The sequence below is a fragment of the Rhizobium sp. WYCCWR 11128 genome, from assembly GCF_013416305.1.
GTDB classification, from domain to species: Bacteria; Pseudomonadota; Alphaproteobacteria; order Rhizobiales; family Rhizobiaceae; genus Rhizobium; species Rhizobium indicum.
The window spans coordinates 814,993-836,750 of the sequence record NZ_JACCEZ010000001.1 but is presented as its reverse complement, the minus strand read 5'-3'; the positions used below and the strand labels follow the sequence as shown (position 1 = coordinate 836,750).

Annotated in this window: 21 protein-coding genes and 1 riboswitch; of the genes, 12 read left to right on the top strand and 9 right to left on the bottom strand. The window is 60.8% G+C overall.

Annotated elements, in window-relative coordinates; translation table 11 throughout:
• Window positions 1–84: 84 nt before the first annotated feature.
• Window positions 85–1,152: a GGDEF domain-containing protein gene (locus HX898_RS04110; protein WP_003540258.1), complete on the top strand. Its 1,068-nt coding sequence runs from the start codon at window positions 85–87 to the stop codon at window positions 1,150–1,152.
• A gap of 290 nt (window positions 1,153–1,442) precedes the next feature.
• Here HX898_RS04110 and HX898_RS04105 read toward each other — a convergent pair whose 3' ends face one another.
• On the bottom strand, window positions 1,443–2,054 hold the full coding sequence (locus tag HX898_RS04105; RefSeq protein ID WP_138329241.1) for a pyridoxamine 5'-phosphate oxidase family protein: 612 nt from the start codon (window positions 2,052–2,054) through the stop codon (window positions 1,443–1,445).
• 37 nt (window positions 2,055–2,091) lie between these two features.
• Window positions 2,092–3,072: an alpha/beta fold hydrolase gene (locus tag HX898_RS04100; protein WP_180194064.1), complete on the bottom strand. Its 981-nt coding sequence runs from the start codon at window positions 3,070–3,072 to the stop codon at window positions 2,092–2,094.
• A gap of 47 nt (window positions 3,073–3,119) precedes the next feature.
• Between HX898_RS04100 and HX898_RS04095 the strand changes: the two genes are divergently transcribed.
• The gene (locus tag HX898_RS04095) at window positions 3,120–3,587 is read left to right on the top strand and encodes a MarR family transcriptional regulator (protein WP_025394811.1); all 468 of its coding nucleotides are present in this window, start codon (window positions 3,120–3,122) and stop codon (window positions 3,585–3,587) included.
• A 3-nt stretch (window positions 3,588–3,590) separates the two neighbouring features.
• Here HX898_RS04095 and HX898_RS04090 read toward each other — a convergent pair whose 3' ends face one another.
• Both HX898_RS04090 and HX898_RS04085 read right to left on the bottom strand, forming a co-directional pair.
• Window positions 3,591–4,781 carry a low temperature requirement protein A gene (locus tag HX898_RS04090; RefSeq protein WP_180194063.1) on the bottom strand — a complete coding sequence of 397 codons (1,191 nt, stop codon included), beginning with the start codon at window positions 4,779–4,781 and terminating at the stop codon, window positions 3,591–3,593.
• 62 nt (window positions 4,782–4,843) lie between these two features.
• Window positions 4,844–5,218 (bottom strand): DUF971 domain-containing protein, encoded by a 375-nt coding sequence (locus HX898_RS04085; RefSeq protein WP_043294718.1) that lies wholly within the window; start codon window positions 5,216–5,218, stop codon window positions 4,844–4,846.
• A 136-nt stretch (window positions 5,219–5,354) separates the two neighbouring features.
• On the opposite strand from HX898_RS04085, the gene moaA reads away from it, so the two are divergent.
• Window positions 5,355–6,401 carry a GTP 3',8-cyclase MoaA gene (gene moaA / locus HX898_RS04080; protein WP_180194062.1) on the top strand — a complete coding sequence of 349 codons (1,047 nt, stop codon included), beginning with the start codon at window positions 5,355–5,357 and terminating at the stop codon, window positions 6,399–6,401.
• A gap of 416 nt (window positions 6,402–6,817) precedes the next feature.
• Here the strand turns inward: moaA and HX898_RS04075 are convergent, their stop codons facing one another.
• Window positions 6,818–7,603: a methyltransferase domain-containing protein gene (locus HX898_RS04075; protein WP_180194061.1), complete on the bottom strand. Its 786-nt coding sequence runs from the start codon at window positions 7,601–7,603 to the stop codon at window positions 6,818–6,820.
• A 115-nt stretch (window positions 7,604–7,718) separates the two neighbouring features.
• Between HX898_RS04075 and HX898_RS04070 the strand changes: the two genes are divergently transcribed.
• The 3 genes from HX898_RS04070 to HX898_RS04060 are packed head-to-tail and all read left to right on the top strand — an operon-like array spanning window position 7,719 to window position 10,678.
• Complete coding sequence (locus HX898_RS04070) at window positions 7,719–8,855, top strand: ABC transporter substrate-binding protein (protein ID WP_138329235.1); 1,137 nt, start codon at window positions 7,719–7,721, stop codon at window positions 8,853–8,855.
• A 6-nt stretch (window positions 8,856–8,861) separates the two neighbouring features.
• The gene (locus HX898_RS04065) at window positions 8,862–9,932 is read left to right on the top strand and encodes an iron ABC transporter permease (protein WP_180194060.1); all 1,071 of its coding nucleotides are present in this window, start codon (window positions 8,862–8,864) and stop codon (window positions 9,930–9,932) included.
• Window positions 9,926–10,678 (top strand): ABC transporter ATP-binding protein, encoded by a 753-nt coding sequence (locus tag HX898_RS04060; protein WP_180194059.1) that lies wholly within the window; start codon window positions 9,926–9,928, stop codon window positions 10,676–10,678. The genes HX898_RS04065 and HX898_RS04060 overlap by 7 nt, the downstream gene beginning before the upstream one ends.
• A 21-nt stretch (window positions 10,679–10,699) precedes the next feature.
• On the opposite strand, the gene HX898_RS04055 is transcribed toward HX898_RS04060, so the two are convergent.
• The 4 genes from HX898_RS04055 to HX898_RS04040 all read right to left on the bottom strand — a co-directional run bounded on the left by HX898_RS04055 (window position 10,700) and on the right by HX898_RS04040 (window position 14,971).
• Window positions 10,700–11,650, bottom strand: a complete 951-nt coding sequence (locus tag HX898_RS04055) for a sugar-binding transcriptional regulator (RefSeq protein WP_003540269.1) — start codon at window positions 11,648–11,650, stop codon at window positions 10,700–10,702.
• A gap of 21 nt (window positions 11,651–11,671) precedes the next feature.
• On the bottom strand, window positions 11,672–13,138 hold the full coding sequence (locus HX898_RS04050) for an FGGY-family carbohydrate kinase (protein ID WP_180194058.1): 1,467 nt from the start codon (window positions 13,136–13,138) through the stop codon (window positions 11,672–11,674).
• Window positions 13,139–13,205: 67 nt separating this feature from the next.
• Window positions 13,206–14,162 carry a transketolase family protein gene (locus HX898_RS04045; protein ID WP_180194057.1) on the bottom strand — a complete coding sequence of 319 codons (957 nt, stop codon included), beginning with the start codon at window positions 14,160–14,162 and terminating at the stop codon, window positions 13,206–13,208.
• Window positions 14,162–14,971, bottom strand: coding sequence for a transketolase (locus HX898_RS04040; RefSeq protein ID WP_130760764.1), 810 nt, complete (start codon window positions 14,969–14,971; stop codon window positions 14,162–14,164). Before HX898_RS04040 ends, HX898_RS04045 begins: the two co-directional genes overlap by 1 nt.
• Before the next feature lie 206 nt (window positions 14,972–15,177).
• Here HX898_RS04040 and HX898_RS04035 point away from each other — a divergent pair, with 206 nt between their 5' ends.
• The 6 genes from HX898_RS04035 to ribB all read left to right on the top strand — a co-directional run bounded on the left by HX898_RS04035 (window position 15,178) and on the right by ribB (window position 21,697).
• Window positions 15,178–16,158 carry an ABC transporter permease gene (locus HX898_RS04035; RefSeq protein ID WP_180194056.1) on the top strand — a complete coding sequence of 327 codons (981 nt, stop codon included), beginning with the start codon at window positions 15,178–15,180 and terminating at the stop codon, window positions 16,156–16,158.
• A 117-nt stretch (window positions 16,159–16,275) separates the two neighbouring features.
• Window positions 16,276–17,205 carry a sugar ABC transporter substrate-binding protein gene (locus HX898_RS04030; protein WP_171598688.1) on the top strand — a complete coding sequence of 310 codons (930 nt, stop codon included), beginning with the start codon at window positions 16,276–16,278 and terminating at the stop codon, window positions 17,203–17,205.
• Between the two features lie 28 nt (window positions 17,206–17,233).
• On the top strand, window positions 17,234–18,712 hold the full coding sequence (locus HX898_RS04025; protein ID WP_180194055.1) for a sugar ABC transporter ATP-binding protein: 1,479 nt from the start codon (window positions 17,234–17,236) through the stop codon (window positions 18,710–18,712).
• A gap of 22 nt (window positions 18,713–18,734) precedes the next feature.
• Window positions 18,735–19,523 (top strand): SDR family oxidoreductase, encoded by a 789-nt coding sequence (locus HX898_RS04020; protein WP_138389016.1) that lies wholly within the window; start codon window positions 18,735–18,737, stop codon window positions 19,521–19,523.
• A 284-nt stretch (window positions 19,524–19,807) separates the two neighbouring features.
• Window positions 19,808–20,590 carry a glucose 1-dehydrogenase gene (locus tag HX898_RS04015; RefSeq protein ID WP_138389015.1) on the top strand — a complete coding sequence of 261 codons (783 nt, stop codon included), beginning with the start codon at window positions 19,808–19,810 and terminating at the stop codon, window positions 20,588–20,590.
• 194 nt (window positions 20,591–20,784) lie between these two features.
• Window positions 20,785–20,935, top strand: a riboswitch (FMN riboswitch).
• A gap of 126 nt (window positions 20,936–21,061) precedes the next feature.
• Window positions 21,062–21,697 carry a 3,4-dihydroxy-2-butanone-4-phosphate synthase gene (gene ribB, locus HX898_RS04010; protein ID WP_138329224.1) on the top strand — a complete coding sequence of 212 codons (636 nt, stop codon included), beginning with the start codon at window positions 21,062–21,064 and terminating at the stop codon, window positions 21,695–21,697.
• Window positions 21,698–21,758 lie beyond the last annotated feature (61 nt).

Below are 21,758 nucleotides of genomic sequence, written 5' to 3'. Positions count from 1 at the left end.
TGGTATATATCGCTTTAATCTTTTCCCAAGAAATTTAAGCTAACAAATAGAATATTGCCTTTGAATATATGAGGAGTTCGCCGGATGAATACGGCTGTCGCGCCCAAGGTGCCGGTTCCCGACGTTGCGGGTCAGATCACCTATGCCATGCGCTCTATGGGCGTCGCGCCGATACCGCGCAATTACCAGCTCTTCTACGAGGCCTATATCGGCTCTAATCCAGCCCTGACCCGCGAGCTTGCGGCCCTCGGCGGCCAAGTGACCCAGGCCGAACTCGATGCGCTCGGCGCGCAGCACTTCACCCACAGCCCGGCCCGTGTCTTCGATGATGCCCATACGCGCATATCAGGCGAGCTCGATGGCCTGCTGCGCATTCTCAGGCAGGAGCAGAGTTCGCTCGAAAGCTATACCAGACTGCTCGGCGAGACCCACAAGCGTATCACCTCCAAGAGCAATGCCAGTGTCGAACTGATCGAAAACGCTATCGATCTCCTGAGCCAGGCGACCGGCGACACCATGGCGCATGGCGAACGCACCGTCGAGGACGTCGTCCAGCGCTCGCAGGAGATGGATCAGGTCCGCAAGGAACTCGACGAATACAAGCGCATCGCCAACACCGACTCGCTGACGCGCCTTTCCAACCGCCGCGCCTTCGACGACCGCCTCGCCGCCATTTTCGACAATTCGAGCATGCGGCCGGTGACGGCGCTGCTGCTCTGCGACATCGACAATTTCAAGAAGATCAACGACACCTACGGCCATCCGGTCGGTGACAAGGTGCTCGCCACAGTCGCCTCCGTCATCCGCAGCAATGTCCGCCGTGACATCTTCGTTGCCCGCACCGGCGGCGAGGAGTTCGCCCTCATCATCGATGGCAACACGCCCGAGGAAGTGACCGCGATCGCCGAGCGCATTCGTCGCACGCTGGAGACGACGCCCTTCAAAAATTCCCGTACGCGGGTGAATTACGGTCCGGTCACCGTCTCGATCGGCATCTGCATGGCCTCCAGCGCCGGGGATGCCGGCGAACTCTATAGCAAGACCGACATCGCCCTTTACGGCGCCAAGAATGCCGGCCGCAACTGCACCATCCTCTATCAGGACGGCATGCAGAAGGATTTCACCAAGAGCTGGCTGATCTATAAGACGTGAGGGTAATCGGTCGCCGTGCGCACGCTGTCACCACAAGGTGACGGCTTAGACTGTTGTCCGGTTCACGCCGATGGCTCCGCCAGGAGTCCGAGGGAACGGACGAGGTAGCCGCTTGCTCCCTCATTCCTGTGCCTGTCACAGGAATCCAGCCACCGCGCGTCTGCGCGGTGAATAACTCTCTGCGACCGTGAAAATGTCTTCCGCACCCAAGGACTTGGGCGCACTGGATTCCTGTGACAAGCACAGGAATGAGGGAAGAGAGGTGGGTGTCCGCTTCTCGACACCACACCCTACCACATCGTCTTCGCCGCCCTGCCCGGCCATTCCCGGTCATAGGTCTCCTGGTCGAAATCACCCACCGCAGCCTTCAGCATCTGTCCCGGCGTCGGCAGCTTCGCCGGATCGGCGAAGTGTTCTCCGTTCCAGAGTTCGGCCCGCATCACGGCACGCGCGCATTGGAAATAGACCTCGTCGATCGAAATGACGACGACGGTACGCGGATGTTTGCCGTCCATCTCGAAGCTCGAAAGCAGCGCCTCGTCGTCGGAGACGATACCGCGGCCGTTGATGCGCATCGTCGTGTTCGAGCCGGGGATCAGGAACATCAGCGCCAGGCGCGGATCGCGCACAATGTTGGAGAGCGAATCAACGCGGTTGTTGCCGCGCCAATCCGGCAGATGCAGCGTCTCGTCGTCGGCGACGCGCACCACGCCGCCAAGATCGCCGCGCGGTGAACAATCGAGCCCTTCCGGCCCGACGGTCGCAAGCGCCGCAAACGGTGAGATCTCGATCATCTCACGATAGAGGGGGGTCAATTGCTTCGTCACCTTGGTGACGGAGGCCGGCGAAAGCCCAGCGCCATAAATCGTATTGAGCTCTTCGATGCTGCTGATGATTTTCATGAGGCGTCCCGCCGCGGCTTGATCTTCGCGACGGACGCTACAATGCCGCGCGCCTTGCCGGAAGCTCAAAAAACGGAATGATCTCCGCATCTTTTTTGATGCTTTCATCAGGCACTTCACCCACGCCCCGATCGCCGTCGAGAAACGCCGCGATCGCGGCAAGAACCGGTGCGGCGCCGATGATGCGCCGGTGGCCGAAGCCGTTCGCCCAGAACAGCCGAACGCCCTTCCCCGCCGCGCCATAGCGCCTGGCATGGAGAGACGACACCTCCTTGTCTTCCTCGGCATGGATGACGAGCACCGGCCGGCCGATGACGCCCGCCGCCGCGCCGGCGTCGAAATCCTCAAGTCTCCGGCCGGTGACGCGATGGACCTCATTCTCCAGTGTGGCTTGCGCCGCAGGGCGAAGACCGACCATCCGGCCGAAATCGGTAAACAGCCAGCCCATTTCGCTCGGCGCGCCGATCAGCACTAGGCGGTCGCCGCCAACAGGCGCAACGCTGGGCAGCAGGCCCGCCGCCGAGACCATCAACGCCGCGCCGCCAAAGGAATGGCCGATCGCCGCATCGAATGCGCCGAAGCGCGCCTCGGCCGCTGCGATCGTCTCGACCGCAAGCCCCATATGCAGGAAGCGCCCGCCGGAACGGCCGTGGCCGGGAAAATCGAGCGCCACGACCTCCGCGCCCGTTGCCGCAAGCATCGAGACGAGTTCGGCCATATATGTCGCGCTCGATCCCCAGCCATGCGTCACCAGATAGCGCTTGCGTTTGCCCCTCGCCCCGCCGTTCAGCCGATAGGCATGCGCTTGGCGCCCGCCGGCAAGCCGGAGGGTAAAGCGTTCGGCGCCGGCAAGCCGGGCCGCACCCGCCGCATGCGCCAGCTTCGACTTTGTGCCCTTGGGTCTTGCTGACGGCGTCCGGCAGAACAGCTGGAACGCCGCTCTGGCCGCCAGATCAGGAGAAACCGCCTGCAGCAGCGAAAACCCGAGGCGGGTGACGTTAAGCGCAAAGTTTGCCATAGTGGGATTCCAAAATACTGTTCAACACTGAACAATAAAGTACAACGATGAACAAAAATCAATCCCTTCCCTGGGATCATCCGCGTTTTCGCAGCTGGATCGCGGTGGCTCGCGCCTGCCAGCTCATGCAACAATCCCTGGCCCGCTCGCTTGCCGATCTCGACATCAAGCCGCCGCACCTCGATATCCTGGTCAATCTCTATCGTTTCGAAGGCATCTCGCAGCAGGAACTGGCGCGCAAGCTGCTGGTCGGCCGCTCCAATATGAGCATGCTGCTGCCGCAGATGGAAAAGCGCGGTCTAATCCTTCGCCGCGATGACGAACGCGACAAGCGTGTGCTGCGCCTCTATTTGACGCCAGAGGGTCGAAAGCTGAGTGAGGAAGCCATGGCCATCCAGACCGGCCTCATCGATCGCGTGCTGTCGGACGAGCCGATAGAGCAATGCATGGCGACCGCCGATTCGATGGAGCGGATCATCACCATGCTGCTGAAAGATCTGCGCGACGAGGACTGATGTTCAATGCAGCGTCGGCGCCGCCTCCGTACCCGTCAGCGAGCGGTATTCCCAGGCGGCGACGACGATCAGCACCAGCGTCGCCAGAATGCCCATCAGATAGACCTCGATGAAGGGCGCGACAAAGGCAAGCAGGATCAAAAACACCAGGCCGGCGAGATGCGAGAGCGGCATCCGCCCGCTGGTCGCGCCCTTGAACCAGAGATTGCCGATCAGGAACAGGCCGGAGCCGCCAAGCACGGCGGCGGCGATTCCGAGATCGCCGGTTTCATGCGGATGCGAGAACATGAACTCGACCGCGACCGCATGGACGATGATGCCGGCAAGAATTGGGATATGCCCATAGGTGAAGGCCTGCCGCGCCAAGCTTCCCGGCGTCTCTTCATGCTCGATGCGGTGGGCGGCGCGCCCGTGGCCGAAGCGGAAGTAGAGCCACCACATGGCGACCGTGCCGATGAAGGCGGTGACGAAGACGACGTTGGTCAGTCCTGAGAACGGCAGCTCCGCAAAGGTGCGGCCGGAAACGAGGATCGCTTCGCCGAGACAGATGATGACGAAGAGTGCACAGCGTTCCGCCATGTGCGCGCCGGAAACGTCCCAGTCCCGCGCCGTCGAGCGGCCGAGCACCGGCACGGCAAAGCCCGCGGCCGGCCCGGCATATTCGATCGCAAGCGCTATCACCCAGGCGATCAGCCGGGCTTCATGCTCGAGCAGCCCGCCGACAATCCAGAAGACCCCTGCAGCCACGAGCCAGGCGGTGATGCGGACGAAATTCAGCGTATTGGCGCGGTCGACGCGCGTCATCGCATAGGTCGTAAACAGCGAGCGCCCGACCTGCATCGCCACATAGGCGCCGGCAAACAGCAGCCCCTTGTCGCCGAAAGCCTCGGGAATGGAGGCAGACAGCAGCAGCCCGAGCATCATCAGCGCCACCAGCATGCCACGCACCGGCATCTTGTCCGGATCGAGCCAGTTCGTCACCCAGGCGGTGAAGATCCACACCCACCAGACGGCGAAGGTCATCAGCGCCGCTTCGGCGGCACCGAGCGGCGTGTAGTGGGCGGCGAGCGCATGCGAGAGCTGCGAGATCGAAAAGACGAAGACCAGGTCGAAGAACAGTTCGAGGAAGGTCACCTTGTTGCTGCTGGCGCTGCCCTTGGCGCGCAGCCAGTTCTTTCCGTTCGTTTTCGCCATATGGCCCCCCGATGGCTGGAATTGTGGGTCTCTTGAAAGTGATAGCGGCGCTCTCGTGAGCGTCAGCGCGGCTTCTCCGCCGTATCGCGGTTCATGCCCTTTTCGCTGAGCTCGTTCTCGTAGGCCGAAAACAGCTCCGCGCCCCGTTCGCCGAGCTCGCGCAGATAGGTCCAGGTGTAGATGCCGGTATCGTGCATGTCGTCGAAGCCGATCCGGACCGCGTAATTGCCGGTCGGCATCATCGAGATGATCGCAACATTGCGTTTGCCGGGCACCGTCACCTTCTGCCCGGGCCCATGGCCTTGCACCTCGGCCGAGGGCGACAGCACACGCAAGAGCTCGGCCGACAGGTCGAAGCTCTGGCCGTCGTTGAAAGTCACCGCCAGCCGCTGCCTGTCTTTCGAAACGCGAAGTTCGCTCGGCCAGATATCGCTCATCATTTTGTCCTCTTCTCATGCGAGGAGTAGGCGTTGATCTTTTTCAGCGCAAGCTGAAATTGGCATGCTCGCGCGGGCTGTTTCCCTTGACGCGACAATAGCATATGCCCACATTGATGAGAGTACGGAGATACAGGTGAACACCAGAGTCGGAACGATAGGCAATGCATCGCCGCTAGTGGCGGATGCACACCCGATGATCGACCCCTTCGGGCGGGCGGTCACCTATCTTCGCGTCTCCGTCACGGACCGCTGCGATTTCCGCTGCACCTATTGCATGGCGGAGAATATGACCTTCCTGCCGAAGAAGGATCTCTTGACGCTGGAAGAGCTCGACCGGCTCTGTTCCGCCTTCATCGCCAAGGGTGTCAGCAAGATCAGGTTGACCGGCGGCGAGCCCTTGGTGCGCAAGAACATCATGTATCTGGTGCGCCAGCTCGGCCAGAAGATCGGTTCCGGCCTCGACGAGCTGACGCTGACGACCAATGGCTCGCAGCTTTCCCGCCATGCCGAGGAGCTTTATGATTGCGGCGTGCGCCGCATCAATGTTTCACTCGATACGCTCAACCCGGACAAGTTCCGCAAGATCACCCGCTGGGGCGACTTCGCCAAAGTCATGGAAGGCATCGACGCGGCTCAGAAAGCCGGGTTGAAGATCAAGCTCAACGCCGTGGCGCTGAAGGATTTCAACGATGCCGAGATGCCGGAACTTCTGCGCTTCGCCCATGGCCGCGGCATGGATCTGACCGTCATCGAAACCATGCCGATGGGCGAGATCGAAGAAGACCGCACCGACCAGTATCTGCCGCTTTCAAAGCTGCGCGCCGATCTTGAAGAGCAGTTCACGCTTGCGGACATCGATTACCAGACCGGCGGCCCGGCGCGTTACGTCAGGGTCGAAGAGACCGGCGGCCGCCTTGGCTTCATCACCCCGATGACCCATAATTTCTGCGAGAGCTGCAACCGCGTGCGCCTCACCTGTACCGGCACGCTCTACATGTGCCTCGGCCAGAACGACGCCGCCGATCTCCGCTCAGCCCTCCGCGCCACCGAAGACGACGCCCTCCTCCATACCGCCATCGACGAGGCCATCACCCGCAAACCCAAGGGTCACGACTTTATCATCGACCGCACCCATAATCGTCCGGCGGTGGCGCGGCATATGAGTGTTACGGGTGGGTGACGCGCGGTCCCCGCGAATTGGGGAGTGATCGATCCAGTGAATCGATCGCAGTGCCGAACGCCCTGAGCCCAAGCGAAGGGCCGGGATACGGTGCGGCAAACTCCCTAAACACAGCCAGCCCCGAGAGAGCCTCATCCTGAGGTGCGTTGGAGGATGCCGCGCCCCAGTAAGAGGCGTTGGCGGATGCCACCCCCCTCTGCCCTGCCGGGCATCTCCCCCACAAGGAGGGAGATCGGCAGGAGGTTGGACCATCGATCTCCCTCTACCGATGCACGGCATACCAATCCGTCATTGTTTGGGGAAGCGTTGCGCCCATCCGATCTCCCCCCTTGTGGGGGAGATGCCCGGCAGGGCAGAGGGGGTACCCCACGGCGAACCCCTGAACTAAGCGGAGCCGCCGGCGGGCGCCAACCCCATCACCCAGGCTTGCGCGCACAGATCGCAAACCGGTCCTGCACCATGCGCTCCAGTCCGCGCAGGAACGGCATCTTGCGGGCCTGCGCCCAATGGATATCGGCGAGTTTGCGGTCGACGACGATATCGGTAAATCCGGCTTGGCGCAGAAGATCGACGACTGCTTCGGCCGGCATCTGGCTGGAGAAATGCACGCGTGAGCGGATCTTCTGGTGGCGCGCCATCATCTCCGGCGACATGTGGCTCGCCGGCGGTTTGCCTGTTACCTTCGTCCAGAGTTTCTGCAGGCCTTTGACCCAGGTTTCCTTACCCATATTGCCGTCGAGTATCAGCACCTTGCCGCCCGGCTTCAATACCGAGAACCATTCCTTAAAGGCAGAAGCCGGGTCCACCAGCGTCCAGACGAGATGGCGGTTGGTGATGACATCGTAACTGTCCTTGGGCTCCATCGTGTTTTCGGCGTCGCCGGAAACGAAACGGATATCGGTGCCCCGCTTCTTCGCCTTGGCGCGCGCCTGCGCCAGCATCGCATCCGACCAGTCGAGGCCGGTGACCGCAAAGCCGACATCGTACATGAGATGCGAGATGACGGCGGTGCCGCAGGCGAGATCGAGTGCCGCGCGCCCCTGCCCCTCGCCCAGATGTTTTCTGATCAGCCGCTGCCAGCCTTTCCGCTCCGCTTCCGAAAAGATTTCATGGCCGACGCTCTGGTCGAAGGTCGCCGCCCGTTCCGACCAGAAATCGCGGATTTCATCGCGGATGGAGTAGTTCGTATTCATGGAATTCATCTGAGGCACCCCGGCATCGGATCAGTTTGGAAACGCTCTAAAACATAGAACTTGATTCATAAAGTCATATTTCTTATGCCTGCGGACATTATTCAGACCTCGGGGGAATTTCCAGATGAATTTCGTGAAAATACTCGCAGTCTCCGCAGCGGCGATTGCGAGCCTGATGCCGCTTTCGGCCTGGGCGCAGTCCTTCACCGTCAAGGATGTCGCGGGTCGCGAAGTGACCTTCGACAAGCCGGTCGAGCGTGTGATCCTTGGGGAAGGCCGCATGCTCTATGCCGTAGCCCCGATCGAGAAGGAAGATCCCTTCGCCAAGATCGTCGGCTGGCGCAACGATCTCTGGACCACCGACAAGGACGGCTTCAACGCCTATGTCGAGAAGTTTCCGAAGGGCAAGGACCTGCCATTCCTCGGCAACCTAACCGACGGCACGCTGCAGACCGAGACGGTCGTCAAGCTTCATCCTGATGTGCTGCTGCTGCCGATCGGCAACAAGGCAGCGGCCGACGAGGTGAAGCTCGAAGACATGCTGAACGGCATCGGCGTGAAGATCGTCTACATCGATTTCCGCGAGCACATTCTCGCCAACACCGAGCCGAGCCTGAAGATCCTCGGCCAGATCTTCGGCCATGAAGACCGCGCCGAAGCCGTCGCCAGCTTCTGGAAAGAGCAGATGGCCCGCGTCACCGACAAGCTGAAGGCCGCCAATCCGCCGAAGCCCAATGTCTTCATGTACCGCGCCGCAGGCCTGGTCGAATGCTGCGGCACCTTCGGCCCCGACAATTTCGGCCTGATGGTCGATTGGGCCGGCGGCCACAATCTCGGCTCCGATTTCCTGCCGGGCTATACCGGCTCGATCAATGCCGAGCAGGTCGTCGCCTCCAATCCTGACGTCATCGTCGTCACCGGATCCAATTGGAGCCAGACCAAGAATGCCAAGGACTTTGTGAATGTCGGTCCCAATGCCGCCGCCACCTTCGACGACAGCCGCAAGACGCTGACTACGCTGATGGAAAACCCAGCCTTCACCGGCTCCAGGGCGGTTGCCGGCGGCAATGTCCACGCGATCTGGCACCAGTTCTATACCAGCCCCTACCAGTTCGTCGCCGTCCAGCAACTGGCCAAGTGGTTCCATCCTAACCTCTTTGCCGATCTCGATCCCGATGCCACCTTCAAGGAATTCCACGAAAAATTCCTGCCGGTCGCCTACCAGCCGGGTTACTGGGTCGACGCCAAGGCGGGTCAGTAATCCAAAATGGCCGAGATCGCCGCCATATCGATCGAAGCCGAAGCCGGGAGGGAGCGCTACCGCGCCCTCGCCCGGCGCAAGCTGCTGATCCTTGCCGCCATGACGGCAGCGCTCTGCCTGTCCTTTGCGGTCGATCTCGCCTGGGGCCCGGCCCGCTATAGTCTCAGTGAAGTCGTCGCCGCCCTCCTCGACCCCTCCTCCGTTTCGGATCAGGTGCGGGCCGTCGTCTGGGGCATCCGCATGCCGGTTGCCGTGATGGCGATCGTCGTCGGCGCATCGCTCTCCGTCGCCGGCGCGCAGATGCAGACGATCCTCGCCAATCCACTCGCCAGCCCCTTCACGCTCGGCATTTCAGCGGCGGCAAGCTTCGGTGCTGCCCTTGCGATCGTCACCAGCGTTCCGCTTCTGCCTGTAGCAGCCGGCCTGCTGGTACCGGTCAATGCCTTCATCATGGCGTTGATCGCCACGCTCTTCATCCATTTCGTCTCGCAGGCCCGCGGCGTCTCGGTGCAGACGGTGGTGTTGCTCGGCATCGCGCTGGTCTTCACCTTCAATGCCTTGCTCGCCTTCCTGCAATATCTCGCCTCAGAACAGGCGCTGTCGGCTGTCGTCTTCTGGACGATGGGCAGCCTCACCAAGGCCACCTGGCCGAAGATCTGGGTAACGCTTACGGTGCTGCTGATCGCGCTACCGCTCTTTGCCCGCAACGCCTGGGCGCTGACCGCGATCCGCCTCGGCGAAGACAAGGCCGCCAGCTTCGGCGTCAATGTCCGCCGCATCCGGCTGGAGACCATGCTCGTGGTCTCGCTGCTTGCCGCAGTCCCCGTCAGCTTCGTCGGTACGATCGGTTTCGTCGGCCTCGTCGGGCCGCATATCGCGCGCATGATCCTCGGCGAGGATCAGCGCTTCTTCCTGCCGGGCTCGATCCTGTCGGGCGCACTGCTGCTCTCGCTGACCTCGATCGTCTCGAAGTCGATCATCCCAGGTGTCGTCTTCCCGATCGGTATCATCACCGCGCTGGTCGGCGTGCCCTTCTTCTTCTCGCTCATCCTCTCGAACAGGAGCCGGTCGTGGTAGCGCTTCAGTTGCAATCGGTCGGCGCCTATCACGGCCGCAAGCTCTTCGTCGAAGATGTGACAACGCCGGTGATGACATCGGGCGAGGTCGTGGCGGTGATCGGCCCGAACGCCGCCGGCAAGTCGACGCTTTTCAAGCGCATCACCGGCCTGCTCAAGGGGCCGGGCCATGTCGTCGTCGAAGGCTCGAAGACAAAAAACGCCATCAGCTACATGCCGCAGGATACCTCGGCAAATGCGGTGCTGACGGTCTACGAATCTATCCTGCTTGCCCGCAAGCAGGGCCAGTCCTGGGCCGTCAGCGACAGCGACCTCCGCTTCATCGACGAGATCATGAAAGCGCTCGATATCAACGCCATCGCCTTCCGCGATCTCGGCGCGCTCTCCGGCGGCCAGCGCCAGCTCGTCTCGATCGCCCAGGCCCTGGTGCGCGAGCCAGAGATCATGCTGATGGACGAGCCGACCAGCGCGCTCGACCTCCACCGCCAGGTCGAGGTCCTCGATTTCATGCGCCGCCAGGCCCGCACCAAGGGCATGATCGTGCTGATCGCCATCCACGACCTCAACCAAGCGCTGCGCTTCGCCGACAAGGTCCTCGTCATCGCCAACGGCCGCATGCACGCCTGCGGCAATCCCCGCGACGTCGTCACCGCCGAGATGCTGCGGGAGATCTACAGGGTCGAGGCCCGGGTGGAGAAATGCTCGCTGGACCATGACCATGTGATTGTGGATGGGACAGCGCATTGAGGTGGCAATCAGTCTGTCTCATCAGTTGATCAATCGCTGCGCGGTAAACTTGTCCGTAACAAGCATGTGGATGACCCCCACGCGCAGCGCGCCTGCGATTGCGTCGGTCTTTTTGGACCCGCCGGCGAGAGCAATGACCCGGTCCACCCGTTCGAGATCCTCGAGTGGAAGCCCTATGACCCGGTCGTCCAGAGGTGTCTTGACCGGCTTGCCGTTTTTATCGAAGAAGCGAAGCGAGATATCGCCGACGGCTCCCGCCTCCGCGAGATCAGACAGTTCCCGAGACGAAAAGATGTTGCCTGACCGTGCGAGAAGTTCGGACGGCTCTACTGCTCCGATTCCGACGATCGCAAGCGTTATGCTGCCGAACAAGTCCATCGTCTCCCGAACGTATGGATCGGCCTGCATAAGAAATTTTGCCTCTCTGGACGTCGTAACCCCCTGCACAGCGAGCAGTTTTGGCTCAGCGCCGGTCAGCCGAGCAAGCCGCGTGGTGAGCTGCGTCGCATGCGTCTGCACTGAAGGATCGCCCATGCCTCCAAGGGTTTGGACGACGTATTTCGCCTGAGCGCTCTTCAGGGGATGAATGTTCTCGACCATCTTGGAGATGGTCTGGCTCCAACTCGAAACGCCGATGATCTCCCCTGGCGCAAGCGTCACCTCCAAGAGATGAGCCGCGGCCTCTCCGATACGGGCCATGATGGCGCCGTCCCGATCTTCCGTACACTCAACGACGATCGCCTCCGGCAAATCATATTTCTCGCGAAGCGCGCTCTCAAGCTCGCTGTAGGTGCCAACCGGGGGGGTCACGCTGGTTCGCACAATATCTTCGGCCTCGGCACGCTTGAGCATGCGCGACACTGTCGCCTGCGACAGGCGAAGGTGCTGTGCGATCTCCGCCTGTCGCCGCCCCTCCAAGTGGTACATCTGGGCGACCCTTGAGATGAGGCGGAGTTCATTGAGGCGAGTCATCGCTAATCCTAGGGTGAATTTTTATTCATCATTAGCCGTTGTTTCGCGTGCCGTCGAGCGGGCAAGTGCATCATTCCAGGTATTCAGAAGCACCGCTCGATCCACGGGTTCCGGGTCAATGATATGTGAGCTCCGGGGCAGCTCTGCGATAACCTGAAGATCGCTCCAGAGGCCAAGTGAGAGACCCGCGAGATATGCGGCTCCCAAAGCCGACGCCTCGGGTGCTTCGCATTGGATCACGGGATGTTCGATGAGGTTAGAGACACACTGCATCAGGAAGCGGTTTTGGCTCGGTCCGCCGTCGACATAGAGCGCCCCGAGCTCGCCGCCGCTTTGTGCTCGCATGGCGGTGATCACGTCGTGCACCTGGAAAGCGATCGAGTCGGTTACGGACCGCGCCATTTGCGCACGTGTCGTATTGAAGTTGATCTGGGAGAACAGGGCACGGGCGTCGGAGTTCCAATAGGGTGCGCCCAGTCCCACGAATGCTGGCACGAAGCCCGGTCCGCCCGGTGCGGCGCTCGCCGCAAGTTCGACAAGGGCCGCCACGTCCGAAAGGCCGAGAATGCCTGCCATCCAGGGGAGACTGGCGGCGCAAACGAGAATATTGCCTTCGAAAGCGAAAGTCGGCTTTCCATTGAGACGCCATGCGACGGTCGTTGTGACGCCGTTGCGTGGGGGAATAAATCGCGGAAGCGTCGTCATCACCGAAGAGCCGGTTCCGAAGGTTACCTTGCCATCACCCGGCTTGAATGCTCCATGACCGAACAGCGCAGCATGACTGTCTCCGATCACGGCCATTATCGGAGTTCCATCCGGCACGCCTGGCACCCCTTGCGTCCTGCCGAAGTCGGCAGAACTGTCGAGTACCTCGGGGAGGAGCGCGATATCCACGCCGAAAATCTCGCCAAGTTCCTCGCTCCATCTCTGCTCCTGGAGATCGAACAACTGGCTCCTGGCGGCATTCGAAGCATCGCAAACACGCCGGCGCCCGCCCGTCAGGCAGTGGACGAGCCAACTGTCGACCGTTCCCAGCCGCACCGATCGCCCGGCCGGAATACGGTCGAGCAGCCATCGGAATTTCGAACCCGGGAACATCGGATCCAATGGCAGTCCTGTGAGCGCCTGCACACGGTCAAGGCGGCCTTCGGCGATGAGACGTTCACAATCTTGTGCCGTTCGACGACACTGCCAGCTTACCACCGGTCCAAGTGCTTCTCCCGTTTCGGCGTCCCAGACAGTGACTGACTCGCGCTGATTGGAAATCGCCACGGCCTCGACAGCCACGTCGGGGGCGGCCTTCAGGCAGGCGTCGATCGCCTCGCAGACGGATGCGTAGAGCCGGCGTGGGTCTTGTTCGACCCAGCCTGGTTTCGGATAGGTGATGCCGACCGGAGCCGAACCTCTGCCAACAATTTCTCCCTTTTCGGAAACGAGAACTGCCTTTGAATTGGTCGTGCCCTGGTCAATTGCCAGAATTGCCCGCATTCTATCCTCCCCAGATCAGACGGCAGCCTGGACGACAAATGCGCCCCGGCTGATCACGTGATCCAAATTACTTGCGCCTGATCAGCGACTGCGCGGCGTCGGCGATTGCGGACGGCGCCATCCCGAATTCGTCGAGCAGGAACTCTGCCGAACCGGTCGGAGCATAGATGCCGGGAACTCCGAGACGTTTCATCGGGACCGGAGCATTGTCGACCACCACTTCGGCTACGGCGGAACCGAGCCCGCCAAAGATCGAATGCTCTTCGGCTGTGACGATCGCTCCGGTTTCCTTCGCCGCGGCGATGATGGCGTCCTCGTCGATCGGACGAACCGTTGCAAGGTTGAGCACTCTGGCGTTGATGCCGCGTTCTGCGAGGATCTCGGCAGCCTTTAAGATTCGATGAGTCAAAGTGCCGTTTGCGATAAGGGTGACGTCGGAACCCTGGCGAAGGAGGTTTGCCTTGCCCAGTTCGAACTTGTGACCCTCCGGAAGCAGATCAGGCACACCGACGCGAGACAGACGCAGGAAACAGGGGCCGTTATAGGCCGCGGCCCACTCAACCGCAGCAGCTGTTTCGATGCGGTCACAAGGCGCAATGACCGGAAGATTAGGCAGAACCCGCGTCCAGGCAAAGTCCTCGATCGAGTGATGGGTCGGGCCGAGTTCGCCATACGCCATTCCAGAGGAAATGCCGACCAGCTTGACGTTGGCATTCGAATACGAAATATCGGCCTTGATCTGCTCCAGCGACCGTCCCGTTAGAAACGGAGCGGCGGCGCACACGAACGGAAGGCGTCCGCCATTGGCGAGGCCTGCTGCAACCCCCACCATGTTCTGCTCAGCGATACCGACATTGACGAGGCGCTCTGCAAACTTCGCCTTGAAGCCGCCGAGCTTGGAAGAACCCACGGAGTCGTTGCAGACGGCAACGATCGTTTCGTTTTCGGCTGCCAGCCGCTCAAGCGTAGAGGCGAATGCGTCGCGGCAATCGTAGAGCTTGGGTGCGTTTATTGGCGCGTTCATTACAGTGCCTCCGACAATTCTGCCAATGCGATTTCGTATTGTTCCTTGCTCGGTACCTTGTGGTGCCAGTCGACTCGGTCTTGCATGAAGGAGATTCCATGGCCCTTGTTGGTGTGGGCCACGATGCAATGCGGTCTCGAAACCCGGTGTTCGAGGGCTGAAACGACTTCGCTCATATTGTTCCCATTGATCTCGGTGACTTCCCAATCGAAAGCTTCAAGCTTCGGACGAAGCGGGGCGAGATCGTTGGTTTCCGCCAGGGCGGCGCCCTGCTGGAACCTGTTGTGGTCGATGACCAGCGTCAAGTTATCGAGCTTGAACTGCGCGGCCGCCATGATCGCTTCCCAGTTGGAGCCCTCCTGCATCTCACCGTCGCCGGTGACGACGTAGGTGTGATACTTCGCGCCTGAGAGCTTGGCGGCTTTTGCCATTCCTATTGCGACTGGAAGACCGTGGCCGAGCGGCCCGGTATTCGTTTCGACGCCAGGGACCTTGTTGCAATTTGGATGCCCGTTCAGCCTCGAATGCGGCTGCAAGAAGGTGGAAATCTCTTCCTCTGGGATGAAGCCGCGTTTTGCGAGCGTCACATACAGAGCGCATGCAGTATGTCCCTTCGAAAGAACGAACCTGTCGCGGTCCGGGTGCTTTGGCTGATCGGGCCAAACATTCAGCACACGAAAATAGAGGGCAGTCAAAATGTCGATGACCGACATTTCCCCGCCAATATGGCCGGCGCCCGCTTCAAAGACCGCCTGGAGATCGCGCAATCGGATCTCGCGAGCGACCCGCTCGAGTTCTGTCGTATTCATGGGTTCCTCTCATGCATAAATATTCAGTTATCAATATTTTTGCACAAGACACCGATTAGTCAAGCCCTTTAAGCAACGCGCCGGCAGTTGCAAGTCCGGAAAATCCTATTGACAGCTCGGAAGCAACTTGTTAATGAATTTTCCAGCATCAGTGAATATTTATTCGTAGAGTGAATTAGCGAATAGCCTAGGCATAGGGAGGAACAATGGTGGCGCTCGATATCAATGAACACGGGCTTTCGTCCGGCGCCTGGTTGAGCAAGCTCAAGGGCGCCACCGGCCCGCTCGTGGGGCTGCTCTTGCTTTGCGTCTTCCTGAGCCTCAGCACCGACACGTTTCTTTCGGTTCGGAACGGCCTCAACATCCTCGATCAGATCACTGTCCTCGGCATCATGGCCGTCGGAATGACCTTTGTCATTCTGATCGGCGGCATCGATCTTTCCGTCGGCTCGGCGCTCGCTCTTGCGATGATGGTCATGGGCTGGACTGCGAATGTCGCCGGCCTACCGCTGCCGGTCGGGATCGTTTTTGCTCTGGTCGCATCGGGCGTTTCGGGCCTGATCGTCGGACTTCTGGTGACACAGTTCAGGGTTCCAGCGTTTATTGCCACTCTTGCGATGATGTCCGCGGCTCGCGGCGTCGCAAATATGATCACGGACGGCCAGCAGATCGTCGGATTCCCCGACTGGTTCATGATGCTGGCAATCGATCGTCATTTCGGCGTGTTGACAGCCACTGTGTTTCTCATGCTTGCGGTTGTTCTTGCGGCGTGGCTTTTCCTGCACTTCCGGTCTGAAGGTCGCATGCTCTACGCGGTGGGAGGAAATCCGGAAGTCGCTCGGCTGGCGGGTATCAACGTCCCGCTCGTGACGATTGGCGTCTACGTCGCAAGTTCAGTCCTTGCGGGGCTCGCAGGCATCGTGCTCGCCGCGCGGCTGGATTCCGTCCAGCCGTCCAGTGGTCTGGGCTATGAACTGGACACCATTGCCGCGGTCGTCATTGGCGGGACTTCGCTCTCCGGCGGCGCGGGCGGCATCGGTGGAACGCTGATCGGCGTTCTTATCATCGGCGTCCTTCGCAACGGGCTCAATCTTCTCAACGTCTCACCGTTCCTGCAGCAAGTGATCATCGGCATCGTCATCGTGCTCGCGGTCGGCGCGGAGACTATTCGTCGGCGTCGCGCCTAACGAACAGGGTCCGCCGCGTCGGCGGGCTCGGAATTCCGCTCCAAGGGTTTGGGGCGGATCAATACCCCGAGGGGGAGGACATACCCGAGGGTTCCATCAAACAACGGAGGAAATACAATGAAAATAGCGCGCACCATGCTCGCGTCTGCTGCACTGCTCGGCCTCATGCTCGGCCCCGTACACGCGGCGGAACTGAAGAAGCTCGGCCTGGCCGTAGCCAACCTTCAGGCAAACTTCTTCAACCAGATCAAGCAATCGGTCGAAGCCGAAGCCAAGAAGCGCGGCATCGAAGTCATCACGGTCGACGCAAAGGGCGACGGGCCGACACAGGTCAATCAGATCCAGGACCTTCTGACCCAAAAAATCGACGCGCTGATCTACATTCCGGCCGGCGCGGCGGCTGCGACCGTTCCGGTCAAGCTCGCAAAGAGCGCTGGTATTCCGGTCGTGAACGTTGACCGCAACGCCGAGGGCGCACCCGGCGATACCTTCCTTGCAACGGATTCCGTCGCGTCTGCCAAGGCCGTGTGCGACTACATCCTGAAGGAAGCCGGCGGCAAGGGGAAGATGGTCATCATCCACGGCCAGAAGGGCACGACGCCGGAAGTCGATCGTTCGAAGGGCTGCGGTGAATCTCTCAAGGCATATCCTGACGTCAAGGTTGTCGCCGAGCAGTTCTCGAACATCTGGAGCCAGGACGAAGGATTCCAGATCATGCAGAATATGCTGCAGGCAAATCCGGACGTTTCGATCGTGTTCGCCCAGGCCGACGGCCTCGCCCTTGGCGCCGCGCAGGCGATCAAGGTCGCCAATCCTTCCCAGAAGATCGTGGTTGGCGGCTTCGATGGTGACACCGCAGCTCTCGAAGCGCTCAGCAAGGGCGTCTTCAACGTAACGGCGACCCAGCAGACGCAGAAGATGGGCCGCGACGCGGTTGAAAACGCCGCCAAGCTTGTTGCCGGGGAGAAGGTGCCGCCGGTCCAACTCATGGATGCCACCCTGACCACCAAGGAAAACGTCGCAGGCTTCATCGCCAACCATCCGTAATGAAGTTGAGGTCTTGAGGAGGTGTGCCGTGACTGATCCAGTTCTTTCCCTGAGGGGCATATCCAAATGGTATGGGCCGCTCCAGGTTCTGAAGAATGTCAGCTTGGACGTCTATCCGGGCGAAGTGGTTGCACTTCTCGGTGAAAACGGAGCGGGCAAGTCAACGCTATCGGGCATTATCGCCGGGTCACGCACGCCGTCCGAAGGATCAATGACATGGCTGGGGCAGCCTTATGCCCCGGCCACCCCAAGGGAAGCGATCGACAAGGGCGTTGTCCTGATCCATCAGGAGCTGCAGCTTCTGCCGCAGCTGTCGATCGCGGAAAACGTCTTCATCGGACGTTGGCCGATGAAGAACGGTGTTGTCGACCGCGCCCAGATGGTTCGCCGGGCCCAGGACCAGCTCGCTCGCTTGAACCTTCACATCCCCGCAACGCGGACGGTCGCCGGCCTTTCCACAGCAAATCAGCAACTTATCGAGATCGCCAAGGCGCTGGCTCTCAACGCAAAGCTCCTGATCCTCGATGAGCCGACGGCCGCCCTTGGCGGCGCGGAGACGGAAGCTCTTTTCGAACAGGTTAGAAAGCTTCGGTCGGAGGGCGTCGGCATCGTCTACATTTCCCACCGCATGGAAGAGATCAAGCGAATAACCGACCGGATCGTCGTTCTTCGCGATGGCGAGCGCGTGCAGGAATTCTCAGACAGCGCGACCCCGGTGCGAACGATCGTCGAAAGCATGGTCGGACGCCCGCTTGACCGCTTGTTCCCTGCCCTGCCAGTTCCGACAGACCATCCGGTACTCCAGGTGTCCGGACTGAGCTCGCCGGACAACTCGTTCCGTGACGTTACCTTCGAAGTGCGCGCCGGGGAAATTCTCGGAATCGCCGGATTGGTCGGCGCCGGCCGTACGGAACTTGTCCGCGCGATTTCGGGCGCGGACCCAATCAGTGCAGGTTCGATCAAGCTGGAAGGCGAAGAACTCAGGCTGCGCGATCCGGCGGACGCGATCGCCAAGGGTATCGTGATGGTTCCGGAAGACCGCAAGGAGCAGGGCCTGATTGTCGGGCACCGGATCGGCGAGAACATTATCTACGCCAATCTCGACAAGCTGGGCGGGCGTTGGATTACGCCGAGCGTCAAGCGCTCGTTTGCGGAGAAGGCAGTTGCCAAGTTCGGCGTAAAGGGCCGTGCGGAGCAATATGCCTCGGACCTGTCCGGCGGCAACCAGCAGAAGGTGGTCATCGCGAAATGGCTGATGCGCGATCCTAAGGTCGTCGTGCTCGACGAACCGACGAGAGGCATCGACGTCGGCGCCCGAGCGGGCATCTACGACATCATCGTCAATCTTGCAAAACGGGGCGTGGCGGTCATCGTCGTAAGCTCGGACCTTGAGGAAGTTCTCGGAGTCTCCAATCGCATTCTCGTGCTTGCGCAAGGCAAACAGGCAGGCATTCTCAATCGTGACCAGGCAAATGACGTTTCGGTCATGGAGCTAGCTACCATCTAAACAGACAGAGAAAGGAAGAGCGGTGTCCGACATCACTCTGAACGCCCCGAAGCTTTTCGATCTCAGCGGCCAGGTTGCCATCGTTACCGGAGCCGGAAGCGGCATTGGGCAGCGCATTGCCATCGGCCTTGCGCAATGCGGGGCGGACGTGGCGTTGCTCGACCGTCGAACCGACGACGGGCTGGCCAAGACGGCTGAACATATTCGCGCCGCCGGCCGCCGCTCGATCCAGATCGCGGCGGATGTCACGAGCAAATCTTCCCTTGGAGATGCCGTAGCACGGACCGAAGCCGATCTCGGCCCATTGACACTTGCAGTCAACGCTGCAGGCATCGCTAACGCGAACGCAGCGGAAGAAATGGAGGAGGACCAATATCAGACGTTGATGGATATCAACCTGAAAGGCGTCTTTCTTTCCTGCCAGGCAGAGGCTCGCGCCATGCTGAAGAATGGGCGCGGCTCCATCGTCAACATCGCTTCCATGTCGGGTGTGATCGTAAACCGGGGGCTGAGCCAAGCGCACTATAACGCCTCCAAGGCGGGCGTGATCCATATGTCGAAGTCCATGGCGATGGAATGGGTCGACCGCGGCATTCGCGTCAACACCATCTCCCCCGGATACACGGCAACGCCCATGAACACCCGTCCGGAGATGGTCCACCAGACCAAGCTCTTCGAAGAGCAGACGCCGATGCAGCGCATGGCAGCGGTGGACGAGATGGTAGGCCCGGCGGTGTTTCTGCTGTCGAATGCAGCAAGTTTCGTGACCGGCGTCGATCTTCTCGTCGATGGCGGTTTCTGCTGCTGGTGATGCGATGAGAAAGCTCATTGCCGCCGCTGGAAAGTGACCGGTCTCGCTTCCTCCCTGGCTGAGATCGAGGCGCTGAAGGGACTAACGGGCAAGACGGCGTGCGATATCGCCGTCTGCCCGCCCTTCACGCCGATCGAACGGGCTGTCTAACGGACGGAGGGTTCGGGCGTCGTCATCGGCGCTAAAGGCTGCCTGAATTTGCGACAACCGGTTGAGATCCAATAATGATCGCATGGTAGGTCGCACCCAGATTTGCTGTTTATCGAGTGACACAAGGAAAGAGCATGAAACGCTTTGAGCAGAAGACCGTCGTTATTACCGGGGGCAGCCGCGGCATCGGCGCCGCCATCGCCAGACGCTTTGCGCGCGAAGGCGCCAATCTCGTCGTCTCGGCCAATGAGGAGCTGGTCCACGGCGTTGCCGAACAGATCCGAACCGAAGGCGGCAAGGCGATCTCCTTCATCGGCGATGTCACCGACAAGGCAAGCGTCACCGCCCTCTATGATGCCGCCGAGAAGGAATTCGGCTCGGTCGACGTTTCGATCCAGAATGCCGGCGTCATCACTATCGCCCGCGTCGAGGACCTGACCGAAAACGAGTGGGACAAGGTCATGGCCGTCAACACCAAGGGCGTCTTCCTCTGCGCCCAGGAGGCAATATCAAGAATGCGCAAGCACAAGCGCGGCGGCCGCATCATCAACACCGCTTCCGGCCAAGCCCGCGACGGCTTCATCTACACCCCGCATTATGCCGCCTCGAAAATGGGCGTCGTCGGAATCACCCAGAGCCTGGCCAAGGAAGTCGCGACCGAGAAGATCACCGTCAACGCCTTCTGCCCCGGCATCATCGAGACCGACATGTGGGCCTATAACGACCAGGCCTGGGGCAAGCTGCTCGGCAACTACGCCCCCGGCGAACTGATGAAGGAATGGGTCGAAGGCATCCCGATGAAACGGGCCGGCTCCGGCGAAGATGTCGCCGGCCTGGTGACCTTCCTCGCCAGCGATGACGCTGCCTATATCACCGGCCAGACGATCAATGTCGACGGCGGCCTGATCATGTCCTGATGCAGGCGCCCAAATTGCGTAGCGGTTTTGGGACAACGACATGCATCGAACAAAGAGCAAACCACGAGCGAAGTGCGGAAGGCGACACGGTCGTCGCCTCTGTGTGAACAGTGTGTCCATCGGCGTTAGGGCAGCTTTGCATTTTTGCCTGGTCGAGTGACCTTGCCATCCGCCTGTTTTTGGTCCTATCTTTGAACTGTTCTCAGGGCGGGGTGTAATTCCCCACCGGCGGTATCAGGAGCAATCCTGGAGCCCGCGAGCGCTTCCGGCACCTCCTGTCGGAAGGTCAGCAGATCCGGTGAGATGCCGGAGCCGACGGTATAGTCCGGATGGAAGAGGACAACACGGGCAGTCGCACTCCATCCTGGAGGCGGCTGACGTTTGTTCGCCCAAGGGCAGAAGGCTCGCTCACGGATTGAGCCGAGCAGACCATGTCAGTCCGCTGACATAACCCTTGAAAGGCCAGACAGCATGACTATCGCAACAATTGAAGATGCCATATCAGCCATTGCCAGCGGCAAGATGGTCGTCGTCGTCGACGACCAGAACCGGGAAAACGAAGGTGATATCGTGGTCGCGGCCGATGCCGTCACCCCGGAAACAATCGCCTTCATGATGACCCACGCCCGTGGTCTCGTCTGCATCGCCATGGAAGGCGAGCGTCTCGATGCGCTCGACATTCCGCTGATGGTGCCCAACAACACGGAATCGCACAAAACTGCCTTCACGGTCTCGGTTGATTATCTCAAGGGCACGACGACGGGCATTTCTGCGGCGGACCGCGCCGCCACCGTCCGCGCCCTGGTCGATGATCGCGCAAAGCCCGCCGATTTCGCCCGCCCCGGCCATATCTTTCCGCTGCGCGCCAATCCCCGCGGCGTGCTCGGCCGCCCTGGCCATACCGAAGCCGCCATCGATCTCGCCCGCCTTGCCGGAAGGGTCCCCGCCGGCGTCATCTGCGAAGTCGCCAACGACGACGGAACCATGTCTCGCCTGCCCGAACTCACGCTCTTCGCCGAACGCCACAACCTACCCCTCGTCACCATCGAGGATCTGATCGCCTATCTCGACCGCCAGGTAGTAAAAGACATACGCGAAGTCGCTTGATCGATGCCTTTGTTGCGGTGGCACAGCCCGCCGCAACTAAGAACGTGCCGAAGCGATGACC